Annotated in this window: 13 protein-coding genes and 1 pseudogene; 3 read left to right on the top strand and 11 right to left on the bottom strand. The window is 62.4% G+C overall.

Annotated elements, in window-relative coordinates; genetic code table 11:
- Positions 1 to 48: 48 nt before the first annotated feature.
- The 8 genes and pseudogenes from R1T44_RS15260 to R1T44_RS15225 form a co-directional block, all read right to left on the bottom strand.
- Entirely contained in the window at positions 49 to 819 is a 771-nt protein-coding gene (locus R1T44_RS15260) for a hypothetical protein (RefSeq protein WP_284726669.1), read from the bottom strand.
- 337 nt (positions 820 to 1,156) lie between these two features.
- Positions 1,157 to 1,588, bottom strand: coding sequence for a GNAT family N-acetyltransferase (locus R1T44_RS15255; protein WP_107336137.1), 432 nt, complete (start codon positions 1,586 to 1,588; stop codon positions 1,157 to 1,159).
- Positions 1,585 to 2,829 carry a cupin domain-containing protein gene (locus tag R1T44_RS15250; RefSeq protein ID WP_054555618.1) on the bottom strand — a complete coding sequence of 415 codons (1,245 nt, stop codon included), beginning with the start codon at positions 2,827 to 2,829 and terminating at the stop codon, positions 1,585 to 1,587. Before R1T44_RS15250 ends, R1T44_RS15255 begins: the two co-directional genes overlap by 4 nt.
- 263 nt (positions 2,830 to 3,092) lie before the next feature.
- Positions 3,093 to 4,460 carry an adenylosuccinate lyase gene (purB, locus tag R1T44_RS15245; RefSeq protein WP_192837462.1) on the bottom strand — a complete coding sequence of 456 codons (1,368 nt, stop codon included), beginning with the start codon at positions 4,458 to 4,460 and terminating at the stop codon, positions 3,093 to 3,095.
- Positions 4,461 to 4,614: 154 nt separating this feature from the next.
- The gene (gene hflD, locus R1T44_RS15240; protein WP_043333854.1) at positions 4,615 to 5,250 is read right to left on the bottom strand and encodes a high frequency lysogenization protein HflD; all 636 of its coding nucleotides are present in this window, start codon (positions 5,248 to 5,250) and stop codon (positions 4,615 to 4,617) included.
- Entirely contained in the window at positions 5,247 to 6,428 is a 1,182-nt protein-coding gene (gene mnmA, locus R1T44_RS15235) for a tRNA 2-thiouridine(34) synthase MnmA (RefSeq protein ID WP_054555617.1), read from the bottom strand. The genes hflD and mnmA overlap by 4 nt, the downstream gene beginning before the upstream one ends.
- A gap of 200 nt (positions 6,429 to 6,628) precedes the next feature.
- Complete coding sequence (locus R1T44_RS15230) at positions 6,629 to 7,078, bottom strand: NUDIX domain-containing protein (RefSeq protein ID WP_043333853.1); 450 nt, start codon at positions 7,076 to 7,078, stop codon at positions 6,629 to 6,631.
- Between the two features lie 191 nt (positions 7,079 to 7,269).
- Positions 7,270 to 7,872 (bottom strand): annotated as a pseudogene (locus tag R1T44_RS15225) (pseudouridine synthase); the annotation flags it as partial.
- Between the two features lie 100 nt (positions 7,873 to 7,972).
- Between R1T44_RS15225 and icd the strand changes: the two are divergent.
- The 3 genes from icd (at position 7,973) to clpA (ending at position 12,435) form a co-directional block, all read left to right on the top strand.
- Positions 7,973 to 9,235: an NADP-dependent isocitrate dehydrogenase gene (gene icd, locus R1T44_RS15220; protein ID WP_043333852.1), complete on the top strand. Its 1,263-nt coding sequence runs from the start codon at positions 7,973 to 7,975 to the stop codon at positions 9,233 to 9,235.
- A gap of 500 nt (positions 9,236 to 9,735) precedes the next feature.
- Complete coding sequence (gene clpS / locus R1T44_RS15215) at positions 9,736 to 10,137, top strand: ATP-dependent Clp protease adapter ClpS (protein ID WP_284726668.1); 402 nt, start codon at positions 9,736 to 9,738, stop codon at positions 10,135 to 10,137.
- A 33-nt stretch (positions 10,138 to 10,170) separates the two neighbouring features.
- A complete protein-coding gene (gene clpA, locus R1T44_RS15210) occupies positions 10,171 to 12,435 on the top strand; it encodes an ATP-dependent Clp protease ATP-binding subunit ClpA (protein WP_043333850.1) in 2,265 nt (754 codons plus the stop codon).
- A 574-nt stretch (positions 12,436 to 13,009) separates the two neighbouring features.
- On the opposite strand, the gene infA is transcribed toward clpA, so the two are convergent.
- The 3 genes from infA to aat form a co-directional block, all read right to left on the bottom strand.
- On the bottom strand, positions 13,010 to 13,228 hold the full coding sequence (gene infA / locus R1T44_RS15205) for a translation initiation factor IF-1 (RefSeq protein ID WP_024953359.1): 219 nt from the start codon (positions 13,226 to 13,228) through the stop codon (positions 13,010 to 13,012).
- Positions 13,229 to 13,595: 367 nt separating this feature from the next.
- A complete protein-coding gene (locus tag R1T44_RS15200) occupies positions 13,596 to 14,399 on the bottom strand; it encodes an arginyltransferase (protein ID WP_054555616.1) in 804 nt (267 codons plus the stop codon).
- A 36-nt stretch (positions 14,400 to 14,435) separates the two neighbouring features.
- Entirely contained in the window at positions 14,436 to 15,152 is a 717-nt protein-coding gene (gene aat / locus R1T44_RS15195) for a leucyl/phenylalanyl-tRNA--protein transferase (RefSeq protein ID WP_043333849.1), read from the bottom strand.
- Positions 15,153 to 15,160 lie beyond the last annotated feature (8 nt).

Raw genomic sequence — 15,160 nt, 5'->3', positions numbered from 1 at the left:
CATGACAGTTTGTTGTTGTTATTGATCTTTCAGGCGTTACCAGTGGAGTCACGCCGTGCGACAGAAGGCGTCGTCGGTGGCGTTGTCGAGCTCCGCTGGCTCAGCAAGTCTGAAGCGAGCCTTGATCACGCCAAGGCAGGCAGTTTCCAGGCCGGGTGCCGCTGTCAGCGTGAGGCTGTCCAACCAGGGCATCAGGAAGTACAGGCTGGCTTCCAGCGTGGGTAACGTGCAGTGGCTGAGGGTGAGGGCGATGCGCGGTGGCCTGCCGTCCGGCGCGCGCAGCCGTGAGATCAGCTCTCCCCAGCACAGCGCTTCGCGCACGCTGCTGATCTGGGCAATGGCCAGCACCGAATGACGTTCGCCGCGATGCCGCGCGGCGGCCAGTGTCCAGAGGGCCCGGGGGAGCGGGCGGTTGCCCAGCTGCATCCCCGTCACGTCATCGGTGAGGCCGGCAAGCGCCAGCTGGTCAGGCGCGTCCTGCGTCTCGGTAGCTGTTGCCGGCTGCGCATTGCACTTCAGCTGCCCATTGCACTTCAGCTGCCAGCCGCTGCCCTGTGAGCGCAGTTGCCACTGCTCGCCGGGAAGTTGCCAGCGCTGGTCGCGACTCAGATGGCAGATCGTCTGCGCCTGTGCCGCCACCGACTCCGCTGTCTGCGGTGGTAGCAGGTCCTTGAGGGGACGTGCCAGCTTGAGAATCCGCGTGCGGATCTCGGCGTTGTGCCATTGCTCGGCCAGAGCGGCATCCTCAGGCTGCCCGAGTACCTGGTCACCTCTACCGCCCATCAGGGTGGTCTGCGTTCGTGAATCTGAGGTGAGCATGGGCGAATCTCCTGAAGGCGGTGCCGGATCGGGCAGCGTGTCATGTCGCAGTGCAGCGTAAATGACCTGATCTCTAGCATCGCTCCGAAATTGAGTGCTGTCTTTCATTCCTTGGTCGCATTAAAACGATCGTTTTATTTCAGTTTCAACGTTGTGGAATTTCTGCTGGCAAACGGTCGTTTTAATATTTCTTAATGACGTCATGATGCCAGTATCCATGGGCCTTGGGGAATGATGACTTGGTCAAGGAGCAGGTTGTAGCCAGACTACAAGAAACTTCAAGGCACAAAAAAACCGGCCCCAAATGGGGCCGGTTTTGTAAGGCGGACGCTAAAATTCAGTTCAGAATCAAGCGCATGCTGCGGTGCGGTATGCCGGCATCGAGAAACTCGTCGCCGTAAGCCGTGAAGCCGAGGCGTTGATAGAATTCCAGCGCATGGGTCTGAGCATCCAGTAGCACTTCAGCATGACCAGCCTGGCGCGCAGCATGGATGACCGCTTCCATCAGGCGTTGGCCAAGCCCCAGTCCGCGCGCTTCGGAGAGGATGGCGACGCGGCCGACATGGCCGTCCGGCAACAGACGGGCCGTGCCGACGGTGCGGCCATCCAGATGCACGAGGAAGTGTTCGCAGGCGTCATCGCGCCCGTCCCACTCCTCCTCCTGTGGCACCTGCTGTTCTTCGATGAACACGACGCGGCGGATCTCGCTGGCCTCGTTGCCCAACGTCTGCCAGTCGCCCCGTTCCAGACTGATCATGGCGTCACTCATTCTTCATCGTCCTCTTCGTCCTGAAGGTCACATTCCAGTATCAGGCTGCCGCGGTTGATCAGCGCCGTCAGCAGGCTGACCACGGCACTGCGATCAAGGTCTGCCGTGGTGTAGTCGAGCAACACCGCGGTAAGGCGCTGATCGGAGGCCAGCGCTTCCGCCAGCGGCTGAGGGGCCAGGATGCCATCGCCATCGACGAACAGCGTGCTGGTGCCATTCTCGCCGTGACGGAAGGCGAAGCGTGAGCCCAGGGAGCGCACCAGTACGCCTTCGTCTTCCAGATACTCGACCAGCTCATGCGTCTTGAGGGCCGGTTCGCGGGCGGCGAGCTGCTCCAGATACTTGGGCTGGGTCATGTAGCGACCGAACCACTGCGCCAGCTGGGTCGGGTTGTCCAGCGTGCTGAGCAGCAATTCACGCACGCGCTCGAGCGAGGCGTCGTCCAGCTCGCCGGCATTGGCGACCGGTGCCATGCCCTGGTCACGGTAGCGCAGCGATTCCGGCAGGCTGGCACCCAGATAGTCGGCGTAGGAGGTGACGACTTCATCGGCGGAAGGCGCACGGAAGCCGACGGAGATGGTCATGCAGTCATCGGACTGGCTGACACCGTGGTGCGCCAGGCGCGGCGGCACGTAGAGCATGTCGCCGGGTTCCAGCACCCAGTCCTCGCCCGGAGTGACCTCGAAGTGCTTGAGGATGCGCAGGTCGATGCCATCGATGATCTCGGCGTCGTCACCGTGCATGCCGCCCAGCTGCCAATGACGCTGGCCCTGGGCCTGCAGCAGGAAGACATCGTAGTTGTCCAGGTGAGGGCCGACGCTGCCGCCGGTCGGCGCGTAGCTGATCATGATGTCATCGAGACGCCAGCGCGGCAGGAAGGTGAAGGGCTCGAACAGCGCGGCGACGTCGGGGACGTAATGGTCCACCGCCTGCACCAGCAGGCTCCACTGGCTGTCGTCCTTGGCGTCGAGACGCGCGAAGGTCGCTTCATCGAAGGGGCCGTGGCTGACCTGCCAGGCCTTGTCCGGGCCGTTTTCCTCGACCAGACGGGCTTCGATGCCATCTTCACAGGCCAGACCGGCCAGTTCATCGGCTTCCAGCGGCGTCTCGAAGTCTGCGAAGGCTCCGCGGATCAGCAGCGGCTTCTGCTGCCAGTAATCGCGCAGGAATTCACGGATGCTCAGGCCGCCCAACAGTGCCAGTGGCGTGTCGGTGTCGCGGGGGGCGGGGGATGTGCTCATGCAGAACCTCTCGAACGCGAACGGCAGCCTGTCAGGGGGCGGCGGTCTCGCGATGACGTCGTTGAAGCCGTTTTGCCGGATGGCAGACGGCGATGCGTTCCATGCCGAGCCTTGAGAGCGTGGCATGTCGTGCCCACTGACGGAGAGCGTCAGTGGTCGTGAATCCAGTGTGTCGTTCAGCGTGCAGCGTAATGCGTAATGCGTAATGCATGACGCCGGAGCAGAGGCCCCGGCGTCTTGAGACTTGCAGTGACCTGCGCCGCTTAGAGCGCCTTGGCCTGTGCAATGGCGTTGCCGATGTAGCTGGCCGGGCTCAGTGCCTTCAGCTCGGTCTTGACGTCGTCCGGCAGTTCCAGCGTCTCGATGAAGGCGGCGAAACCGGCCTGGTCGATACGCTTGCCACGGGTCAGCTCCTTGAGCTTCTCGTAGGGCTTCTCGATGCCGTAACGACGCATGACGGTCTGGATCGGCTCGGCCAGCACTTCCCAGCTGTTGTCCAGATCGGCGTTCAGGCGCTCCGGGTTGGCTTCCAGCTTGCTGATGCCTTTCAGAGTCGCCTGATAGGCGATCAGACCCTGCGCCAGGCCGGTGCCCAGGTTGCGCAGCACGGTGGAGTCGGTCAGATCACGCTGCCAGCGGGAGATCGGCAGCTTCTGTGCCAGATGGCCCAGCACGGCGTTGGCGATGCCCAGGTTGCCTTCGGAGTTCTCGAAGTCGATCGGGTTGACCTTGTGCGGCATGGTGGAGGAGCCGATCTCGCCGGCCACGGTACGCTGCTTGAAGTAACCCAGCGAGATGTAGCCCCAGACGTCACGATCGAAGTCGATCAGGATGGTGTTGAAGCGGCAGATGGCATCGAACAGCTCGGCGATGTAGTCGTGCGGCTCGATCTGGGTGGTGTACGGGTTGAAGGTCAGCCCGAGGCTCTCGACGAAGGTTTCGGCGTTGGCCGCCCAGTCGATGGCCGGATAGGTGGTCAGGTGGGCGTTGTAGTTGCCCACGGCACCGTTGATCTTGCCGAGCATCTCGATGCGTTCGATCTGCGCCAGCTGACGACGCAGACGTGCGGCGACGTTGGCCATTTCCTTGCCGAGGGTGGTCGGGCTGGCCGTCTGGCCGTGGGTGCGCGACAGCATCGGCTGTTCGGCGTGTTGGTGGGCCAGCGCGACGATCGCTTCGGTCACTTCACGCATCTGCGGCAGCAGCACGTTGTCCAGGCCGCCGCGCAGCATCAGGGCGTGAGACAGGTTGTTGATGTCTTCACTGGTGCAGGCGAAGTGGATGAACTCGGTGACGGCGTTGAGTTCGGCGTTGCTCTCGACCTTTTCCTTCAGGAAGTACTCGACCGCCTTCACGTCGTGGTTGGTGGTGCGTTCGATGTCCTTGATGCGCTGGGCATCCTCGACACTGAACTCACTGACGATGCTATCCAGCACGGCGTTGGCATCCGCGGAGAAGGCCGGCACTTCAGCGATCTCGGCGTGGGCGGCCAGGCGTTGCAACCAGCGCACCTCGACGATGACGCGGGCACGGATCAGGCCGAATTCACTGAAGTGCTCGCGCAGGGCCTCGGTCTTGGCGCCATAGCGGCCATCGACGGGAGACAGGGCGGTGAGGGCGGACAGCTGCATGATGAGAATCTTCCGATGGTGGCAGGACATGATGCGCTGCCGGTTCAAGTGTCTCGGAGCCCGGTTGATGGGCTCCAGCGTTGTTGAAGCGAATTCGGGTGTGAATCAGGTGCGTCAGGTGACGCGCTGGCGCGAGCGCGTAGGCGAGCTCGGCTCAACCCAGCTGCTGCAATGACTTCTTGAGCGCGCTGCGCTGGAAGACCAGCTTCCAGCGACGGCCACCCTGCTGGTCCCACAGCAGGGCGAAGCGCACGCCTGCCAGCAGGGCGCAGCGGATGCGTTCCGGCATCATGCGCTGCTGCAGCAGGCCGGGGTCGCCCTGCACCACGATCCGGTAGCGGAAGGTGGAGAGGGTCTGCTGGTAAAGCTCGCCCAGACTTGCGATCACGTTCTCATGGGTCGGCCCGAAGTGCTCGGCCTGGCCCTGGATGCGCGTCAGGCCCGCGCCCAGCTTGTCCAGCATGTCCGGGTCCTTCTTGAGCTTGCTCATCAGCATCACCAGCGAGAAGCCGTAACGCATCACCACGGGCGAGACCTGGCGACGTTCCATCACCGCACTGACGGTGTCGATGCCGAGCCGCAGGCGGTTATGGTGCCCGCCGTAGATGGCTTCAAAGCTTTCCGGATTGGTATCCAGTGTGGCATTGACCAGGGTTTCCCAGGCGCGCTCATCGCACTGGCCGTGGCGGGCCAGCTCATCGACCAGCGCGGCTGCCTGGAAGACGCCCGCCAGCGAAAGTGCCTGGCGAGTAGTGGTATCAGTGACGGGACGGATCGGCACGCTGGTCATTGCGCGGCGGACTCCTCGGGGCCAGAGAGCGGGGCGGTGGAAGCGCTGGCGTCCGCCGCCGGAAGTTTCCAGGCGGCATCGATCACGCCGCCGCCCAGACAGATGTCGCCGAGATAGAAGACGGCGGACTGGCCGGGCGTGACGGCGCGTTGCGGTTCATCGAAACGCACCTCGACACGCTGGCCGTCATTGACGATCAAGGTCGCGGCCTGATCTTCCTGGCGATAGCGGTTCTTGCAGCGAATGCGCAGCTCGCCATTGGCGTCGGTCTGCGGCGGCTCGCCCGCGACCCAGTCGACGGATTCGGTGCTCAACGCCTGAGTGTAGAGCAGGTCGTGGTGCTTGCCCTGCACGGCGATCAGCACGTTGCGCTCCAGGTCCTTGGCACACACGAACCAGGGCGCGTCCGGATAGCGCTTGAGGCCACCGATTCCCAGCCCCTGGCGCTGGCCGAGGGTGTAGTACATCAGGCCCATGTGCTCGCCGATGACATCGCCATCGGGGGTCTCGATCTTGCCGGGCTGAGCGGGCAGGTACTGCTTGAGGAAGTCGGCGAAACGCCGCTCGCCGATGAAGCAGATACCGGTGGAATCCTTCTTGCGCGCGGTGATCAGCTCATGCTTCTCGGCGATGGCGCGCACTTCGTGCTTCTCGAGCTCGCCGACCGGGAACAGGGTGCGCGCGATGGCCGCCTGCGGCACGGCATGCAGGAAGTAGCTCTGGTCCTTGTTGGTGTCCAGGCCCTTGAGCAGGCGCGGGAGACCATCACGCACGCCGCCACGCACGTAGTGACCGGTGGCGATCAGCTCGGCGCCCAGCATCTCGGCATACTCGAGGAAGACCTTGAACTTGATCTCGCGGTTGCACAGGATGTCGGGATTCGGCGTGCGACCGGCCTTGTACTCGGCCAGGAAGTGCTCGAAGACGTTGTCCCAGTACTCCGCGGCGAAGTTGGCGGTGTGCAGCTTGATGCCGAGCTTGTCGCACACGGCCTGGGCATCGGCCAGGTCTTCGAGGGCGGTGCAGTATTCGCTACCGTCGTCTTCGTCCCAGTTCTTCATGAACAGGCCTTCGACGTGGTAGCCCTGCTCCATCAACAACAGGGCAGAGACGGAGGAGTCGACACCGCCGGACATGCCGACGATGACCTTGGTTCCGGTACCGGTTTCAGCGGTCATCAGTTCTCTCGTCACCCGCATGGCCGCGGGTTGTCACAAACAGGGGGGCGGCAGACCCGTCATTCTGGCGCCGCTTGAATGGGCGGGATTATACCTGAATGCGGGGGTGGGATTCACCCCGCCTGCGCCGTCTGCCGCACTGGGCCGCAAGCGCCGCTCGGCAGCACGCCTGGCGGCGGACTTCCGGCGCGGGCAATCGCTCAATCGTGCAGCACATCCAGCGGGAAACGCTTGCCACGTTGGCTGTCGCGGATGCGACGGGTCACCAGCGGGCTGCGCAGGCGGCCCATGTCCTCGAGCTGCTCGATCTCCTCAAGCGACAGCCAGTGCGTTCTGACGATGTCAGGGTCCAGCGGCGTGCACAGGTGCTCAAGGGCGGCGGCCTCGAAACTGTGGGAGTGGAAGTGGGTGCCGTCCTCGGCCACATGCACATAGAGGCCGAGATAGCCGGTCAGCAGGATGCGCCAGGCGGTTTCCTCGCGGACTTCGCGTTGTACGCCGTCGATGATGCGCTCATGCGGTTCGAGATGGCCGGCCGGCTGGTTGAACACCGTGCAGGGCCCGCCCTTGTCTTCCTCGACGATCAGGTAGCGCCCGGCGCGTTCGACGACACAGGCGACGGTGACATTCGGGGTCCAGCGAGCAGCCATCAGGATTTCCTTCCTTTCTTGGGGGATGAGGGACGAGGAGAGGCGCCGCGGGAGCCGGGGGGCTTGCCTGAACCCTTGCCTTCAGTCTGGCCAGAACTCCGACTGGAACCCCGACCTGAGCCCTTGCCGCTCTTGCCCGCGCTGTTGCCTCTATCGCCACTGCCCCGTGGGCCAGCGTTGCCGGTGCGGCGCTTGCCCGTCGCGCCCTTGTGGCGCGGCGAGCGGGACTCGCGACGAGGTACTGCTGGCATCTCGACTTCCTCGCTGTGCCATTCACCGGGGGCAAGGCCATCGAGCTTCCATGGCCCGATGGCCGCGCGGATCAAGCGCAGGGTCGGCAGGCCGACGTGGGCGGTCATGCGGCGCACCTGGCGATTGCGACCTTCGCTGATGATGATCTCCAGCCAGTGGGTCGGGATGCTCGCACGAAAGCGCACAGGGGGTTGCCTGTCTGGCAACGTGGGCGGCTCAATCTGCCTGACCCTGGCCGGTCGGGTCATGCCATCCTTGAGTTCGACACCGGCACGCAGCGCGGCGATGGCCTGCTCGTCAGGGGCGCCTTCCACCTGCACCCAGTAGGTCTTGGGCTGCTTCTTTCTCGGGTGCGCGATCTGGTGGGAGAGCGCGCCATCACTGGTGAGCAGCAGCAGTCCCTCGGAGTCATAGTCGAGGCGCCCGGCGGCATAGACATCCGGCACGTCGATGAAGTCAGCGAGTGTCTGGCGGCCCTGATCGCGGTCGGTGAACTGGGTCAGGACGCGGTAAGGCTTGTGAAGCAGATATATGAGAGACATGGTTTAGACTTTTGTCGCGGCTGCCGTATAAGCCTACTGTGAGAAGCGGCACGGGTGCTATACTCGCGCCTCCACTGAATCCATGACAGGGGAGTTATCAATGGGGTTCCAGAAGATTGTCGTCCCGGAAGGCGGTGCCAAGATCACCGCAAATTCCGACAATACCCTCAACGTTCCGAATAATCCGATCATCCCGTTCATCGAAGGCGATGGTATCGGTGTGGACGTGACTCCGGCCATGAAGATTGCCATCGACGCTGCTGTCGACAAGGCCTATGGCGGCGAGCGCAAGATTCACTGGATGGAAGTCTACGCCGGTGAAAAAGCCACTCACGTTTATGATGCTGACACCTGGCTGCCGGAAGAGACTCTCGAGGCTGTCAAGGATTACATCGTTTCCATCAAGGGTCCGCTGACCACTCCGGTGGGCGGTGGTATTCGCTCCCTGAACGTCGCTCTGCGTCAGAAGCTGGATCTGTACACCTGCCTGCGCCCGGTGCGCTGGTTCACTGGTGTGCCGAGCCCGGTCAAGAAGCCGGCTGACGTCGACATGGTCATTTTCCGCGAAAACTCCGAAGACATCTATGCCGGTGTCGAATGGAAAGCGGGAACGCCGGAAGCCGACAAGGTCATCAAGTTCCTGCGTGAAGAGATGGGTGTCACCAACATCCGCTTCCCGGAGAACTGCGGTATCGGCGTCAAGCCGGTCTCCGAAGAAGGTACCAAGCGTCTGGTCCGTCAGGCTGTCCAGTACACCATCGACAACGACCGTGAGTCGCTGACCCTGGTGCACAAGGGCAACATCATGAAGTTCACCGAAGGTGCCTTCAAGGACTGGGGCTACGAAATCGTCAAGGACGAGTTCGGCGGCGAGCTGCTGGATGGCGGCCCGTGGATGACCTTCAAGAACCCGAACAACGGCAAGGACATCGTGGTCAAGGACGTCATCGCTGACGCCATGCTCCAGCAGATCCTGCTGCGTCCGGCGGAATATGACGTCATCGCCACCCTGAACCTGAACGGTGACTACCTGTCCGACGCTCTGGCGGCGGAAGTGGGTGGTATCGGTATCGCGCCGGGTGCCAACCTGTCCGACACCGTCGCCATGTTCGAAGCGACTCACGGTACTGCACCGAAGTACGCTGGCCAGGACAAGGTCAACCCGGGCTCCGTCATCCTCTCTGCCGAGATGATGCTGCGTCACATGGGTTGGGTCGAAGCGGCTGATCTCGTGCTGAAAGGCGTCGAGAAGGCCATCGCCAAGGGCGAAGTCACCTATGACTTCCATCGCCTGATGGACGATGCCAAGCTGCTGAAGTGCTCCGAGTTCGGTCAGGCTGTTGCTGACAACATGGATGCCTGAGACCCTGCGTTGATCTGATGCCCAGGCATCAGGTTGCGTGACAGGTTTCAGCAGAAGGCCCCCGGACATGTCCGGGGGCCTTCTTGCGTTTGAGATGGAAGCTCTCGGTTGCGCGCCCAGACGGCTGCCAACGATTGCCACTCCTGGGCATTCTGCGTGGAGCGTTCTGCGCGGGGGGGGGCTGTGCGGTAGCATTCCGGGTTCCATTGAGCGGCGAGACGCTTGAATGGGTCGCCAGTTGGCGACGCCTGTCGAGAGGTGTCTGTCGCGTATGTGAGCGAAAATGCATGCAAATGTCCGCATTCATGTCAGAGCGTCGCGATGCAGGCATGAACGTGTACGCTCAGGCGTGCGCGACTAAAGCTTGCAACCAGATCGACAAGCCCCCATCTTTTCCTTATCACACCCACATTGAGACGACGTGGCAGCGCTTGACCTTCTCCGCGGCGCGTTGAGGCAATCTGCTTCGTCACGGCTTGTGTTCACCGGATCAGCCCCTTATGTTCAAGACAGAGACATCGCGCGGCAGTCCTCCCTTTCTGGAGACACTGTCGATCAGCAATCAGGCCCCGTGGGCTCAGGAACCCGGATACCAGGAAGACCACGAAGGTGATCTGGCATTCGAGACCGCTGAGCCTGAACTGGCTCCACCGCCCATGTACAAGGTCGTTCTGCACAATGATGACTTCACGCCGATGGACTTCGTCGTGGAGGTGCTGACCACCTTTTTCAACAAGGATCAGGAGCAGGCAGTACAGATCATGCTCGCTGTCCATCATCAGGGAAAAGGAACCTGTGGCATCTTCAGTCGCGACATCGCGGAAACGAAATGCCACCAAGTCAATCAATATGCTCGAGAGTGCCAGCATCCGCTGCTGTGCGACATCGACCGGGCGGAGTGATCCGTCCAAGACGCGGCCTAGAGGGGACTTGCCATGTTGAGCAAAGAACTTGAACTGACCCTGAACACGGCCTTCACCGTGGCACGTTCCAAACGCCACGAATTCATGACCGTGGAACACCTCCTGCTGGCACTGCTGGACAATGCCTCCGCTGCCGATGTCCTGCGCGCCTGTGGTGCCAACCTGGACAAGCTGCGAGTCGACCTTCAGGACTTCATCAATTCCACCACCCCGCTGATTCCGGAAGAGCAGGAAGACCGCGAGACGCAGCCGACGCTGGGCTTCCAGCGCGTCCTGCAGCGTGCCGTCTTCCACGTGCAATCCTCCGGCAAGAGTGAAGTGACCGGCGCCAATGTGCTGGTGGCCATCTTCTCCGAGCAGGAAAGTCAGGCCGTCTACTTCCTCAAGCAGCAGAATGTCGCGCGTGTGGATGCGGTCAATTACATCGCGCATGGCATCTCCAAGGTCGCGGGTCACACCCAGACGCCCCAGGCGTCGGTCGAGAATGAAGAGAGCGAAGAGGCGAGCAGCGAGGGCGGCAACAACCCGCTGACCAACTACGCCACCAACCTCAACGAGCAGGCGCGTCTGGGCAAGATCGACCCGCTGATCGGCCGCGATGGCGAGCTCGAGCGTGTGGTGCAGATTCTGGTGCGTCGCCGCAAGAACAACCCGCTGCTGGTCGGTGAGGCCGGCGTCGGCAAGACCGCCATCGCGGAAGGTCTCGCCAAGCGCATCGTCGAGGAGGACGTGCCGGACGTCATCAAGGAAGCCGTGGTCTACTCGCTGGATCTCGGGGCGCTGCTGGCCGGCACCAAGTACCGCGGTGACTTCGAGAAGCGTCTCAAGTCGCTGCTGGCGGAGCTGCGCAAGGAACCGAACTCGATCCTGTTCATCGATGAGATCCACACCGTCATCGGTGCGGGTGCCGCGTCCGGTGGCGTGATGGATGCCTCCAACCTGCTCAAGCCGCTGCTGTCTTCCGGCGAGCTGCGTTGCATCGGTTCCACCACCTTCCAGGAATTCCGTGGCATCTTCGAGAAGGACCGCGCCCTGGCGCGTCGTTTCCAGAAGGTCGATGTCATGGAGCCGTCCGTGGATGACACCATCCGCATCCTCAAGGGGCTGCGTGGTCGCTTCGAGGAGCACCATGCCATCAAGTACACCGATGCCTCGCTGGAAACGGCAGTGCGTCTGGCCGACCGCTACATCAACGACCGTCAGCTGCCGGACAAGGCCATCGACGTGATCGACGAGGCCGGTGCCCACCAGCGCCTGCTGCCGGAGAGCATCCGCGTCGACACCATCGATACCGAGCAGGTCGAGGCGATCGTCGCCTCCATCGCCCGCATTCCGCCGAAGACGGTCTCCAGCTCCGACAAGAAGCTGCTGTCCAATCTCGAGCGCGATCTCAAGATGCTGGTGTTCGGGCAGGACGACGCCATCACCGGGTTGTCCGCGGCGATCAAGCTGTCGCGTGCAGGCCTCAAGGCGCCGGACAAGCCGGTGGGCAGCTTCCTGTTCGCTGGCCCGACAGGCGTCGGCAAGACCGAGGTCGCCCGTCAGCTGGCGGCGCTGATGGGTATCGAACTGGTGCGCTTCGACATGTCCGAGTACATGGAGCGTCACACCGTCTCGCGCCTCATCGGGGCACCGCCGGGCTATGTCGGTTATGACCAGGGCGGTCTGTTGACCGAAGCCATCACCAAGCAGCCGCACTGCGTGCTGTTGCTGGATGAGATCGAGAAGGCACACCCGGAAGTCTTCAATCTGCTGCTGCAGGTGATGGACCACGGCCGCCTGACCGACAACAACGGTCGCGAAGCGGACTTCCGCAACGTCATTCTGGTGATGACCTCCAATGCGGGTGCCGAGCAGGTGGCGCGTCGCTCCATCGGCTTCAAGCACCAGGATCACTCCACCGACGCCATGGAAGTCATCCGCAAGACGTTCTCGCCGGAATTCCGCAACCGTCTGGATGGCATCATCCAGTTCGGCGCGCTGGATCTCGCCGTGGTACGCAATGTGGTCGACAAGTTCCTGGTCGAACTGCAGGCGCAGCTGGATGAGAAGCGCGTGCAGCTGGATGTCGCTGACGAGGCGCGCGACTTGCTGGCGACTCTCGGGTATGACCCGGCAATGGGTGCTCGCCCGATGGCACGCGTGATTCAGGAGAAGCTCAAGAAGCCGCTGGCAGAGATGATCCTGTTTGGCGACCTGTCCGAGTCGGGCGGCATCGTGCATGTCACGGTCGACAACGGCGAGCTGCACCTGGAAACGGAAGCGGAAATGGCGTGATCTGACGCTAAGCTTGCTGCCCTGAAGGGGCGACATGAACGGTCAGTGCTCAAGCACTGGCCGTTTTTTATGCCTGTCAGTCAGCAAGCTGTCCGCACTGGGCGGGCGTCGAGTTGATCGCCCAGGGCCTGATGCGCGCGCACGCCAAGGGGCTCGCCATCCTCGAGGGAAGGGCGGGGAGTTGGATGAGTACAGGAGGAGGCGAATGCGTATCGGGGGAAGCGAATGCGTATTGAGGAGAAAATGCCCAGCGGGGATGAGCCGCCTGTCATCATTGAATGGGAGCGAAGACCAGATTGGCGTTCGGGCTCAAGACGCATTCATGGGACAAGGCGGCATCATCGGAATACTCAGGCATACGCCATCGAGGTGGCGGGTGTCTCGCCGCGAAGGGCAAGTCTTGCAACCTCGATGCGTTCCGGGTCCGGGCGGAGGGTTCAGGCGGAGGTGACGCTGGTGCCTGAGGTGCCGGGAACGACCGGTTCAGCCAGCCGGTGTCATGATGATCGCATGCAGGTCCAGGACGTGCAGAGTGATCGATGGCATGGCAACCGGCAGGGCAGTCTGACCGTGCTTAGCGCGAACGGTAGACGATACGGCCCTTGGACAGGTCGTACGGAGTCAGCTCAACCTTGACCTTGTCGCCAGTCAGGATGCGGATGTAGTTCTTGCGCATCTTGCCGGAGATGTGAGCGGTCACGATGTGGCCGTTTTCCAGTTCAACACGGAAAGTGGTGTTCGGAAGGGTGTCGACGATGACGCCTTCCATTTCAATATGATCTTCACGCGCCATATAGGCTGATCCTCACTTATTACAGGGAATACTGCTGGTAGTTCCGAGCCGCCTCAGCACAAAAAGTGCCCGATTCGGGACTTCGATACGCGATATTGTGCCGTAAGGGCGGCGGCAAGGCAAAGTCGAAGCGCGATTGTACGCTCCTTGAGCGCCTGTGGGCAGCTCAGGAGGAAGATAAAAATCGGCATCTTGCGCCTGGGCAACTCTCGGCAGGCGGTTGGTCGGCACTCGGCGCTGTCTGGTGAGCCCCTGCCAGCTGAGCGTTGCGTCACCTTAGCGTTGTCGGAGCGCTTGCGTCGAGAGGGCGCCTGGAGAGCGCGTCGAAAGAGCCCATGGAATAAGCCTATGGAATGAGCTCAGCGCGTCACTCGCCGGACGTCACTGACGCGCCTTGCTTGACCAGGCTCAGTGGCAGATGGCTGTCGGTATGGTTGGCCGGTATGCGTCGCCGCCAGTGGCTGCCGTCCAGATACTCGAGCGGCTGGAAATGCTGCTTGTAGTTCATCTTGCGGCAATCGCGGATCCAGTAGCCCAGATAGAGGTGGGTCAGGCCTTCGCGGCGTGCCTGCTCGATCTGCCAAAGCACCGCGTAGGTCCCCAGCGAGCGCTGATTCAGTGACTCATCGGGATCGTAGAAGGTATAGATGGCGGACAGGCCATGACTCATGCGGTCCATGGCGGCGACGGCCACCAGACGGCCGTCGAGGCGAAAGCTTACCAGGCGGGCATAGTCATCGCGGGAGGTGAGGAAGGTGCGATACTGCTCATGACTGGGCGGGAACATGTCGCCATCCGCATGACGGCTGCGGATGTAGTGGGCGTACAGGCGATAATGCTCGGGGTCGAAGAGTGCCGGCCCCTCTTCGATGACCAGGTCGGCATTGCGCCGCACCAGACGCTTCTGGGTGCGGTTGGGCGTGAAGTCGGCGATCGGCACGCGTACGGAAATGCAGGCACGGCAATCACCGCAATGCGGACGATAGAGATGAGAGCCGCTGCGACGAAAGCCGAGCAGGGCAAGGGCGTCATAGACACCGGAATTGGGCGCTTCCTGCGGATCGAGAAACAGCGTGGTCGCCTGGCGGCCTTCCAGATAGCTGCAGGCGTGCGGTACCGTCAGAAAGAAGCGCAGATCGCGTTGCGGTTGCTTGGGGGTATTGCTGCTCACCGTTGCATCATCTCCCTCTTGGAATTGCCGTGGCCATCATTCCCGGGCGTGCTGCGTGGGCCAGGATGTCAGTGACCACTTGCCCTCATGCCCTTGGCCAGTGGCATACTGGTCAAGATAGCTGATGAAATCGCTGCGGGCGATGCTGCGGGCGCCAAGACTTGCCAGGTGCGGAGTATGCATCTGACAGTCGATCAACGGGAAATCCCGTGCCTTCAATTCCTGGCACAGGATCACCAGCGCCAGTTTCGAGGCATCGGGCACGCGCGAGAACATCGACTCGCCGAAGAAGATGCGTCCACAGGCGACGCCATACAGGCCGCCCACCAGAGAATCGCCCTGCCAGACTTCAACGCTGTGGGCATGTCCCATGGCATGCAGGGCGATGTAGGCCTGCTGCATTTCTGGCAATATCCACGTGCCTGCCTGGCCATCGCGAGGAATGCTGGCACAGGCATTGATCACACCGGTAAAGTCGCGGTCGATACTGTAGCTCAGGCCTGCATTGCGCAGGCGCTTGGCCAGACTGCGGCGTACACGGACTTCCTCTGGCTTGAGCACCATGCGTGGGTCCGGTGACCACCACAGGATGGGGTCACCCGGACTGAACCAGGGAAATATGCCGCGGGGGTAGGCCGCCAGCAGCCACTCGGGACTGAGTTCGCCCCCTGCACACAGCAGGCCGTCGGGCTCGCTCAGGGCGGTGGAAGCATGCGGAAAGCGGACAGGGGCAGGGGGAAGCCAGGGAAGCATGGGCAGCC

Origin of the sequence: Cobetia amphilecti, from assembly GCF_032923285.1 — a bacterium.
Taxonomy (GTDB): Bacteria; Pseudomonadota; Gammaproteobacteria; order Pseudomonadales; family Halomonadaceae; genus Cobetia; species Cobetia amphilecti.
This window is presented reverse-complemented; position numbering and strand designations above follow the sequence as displayed.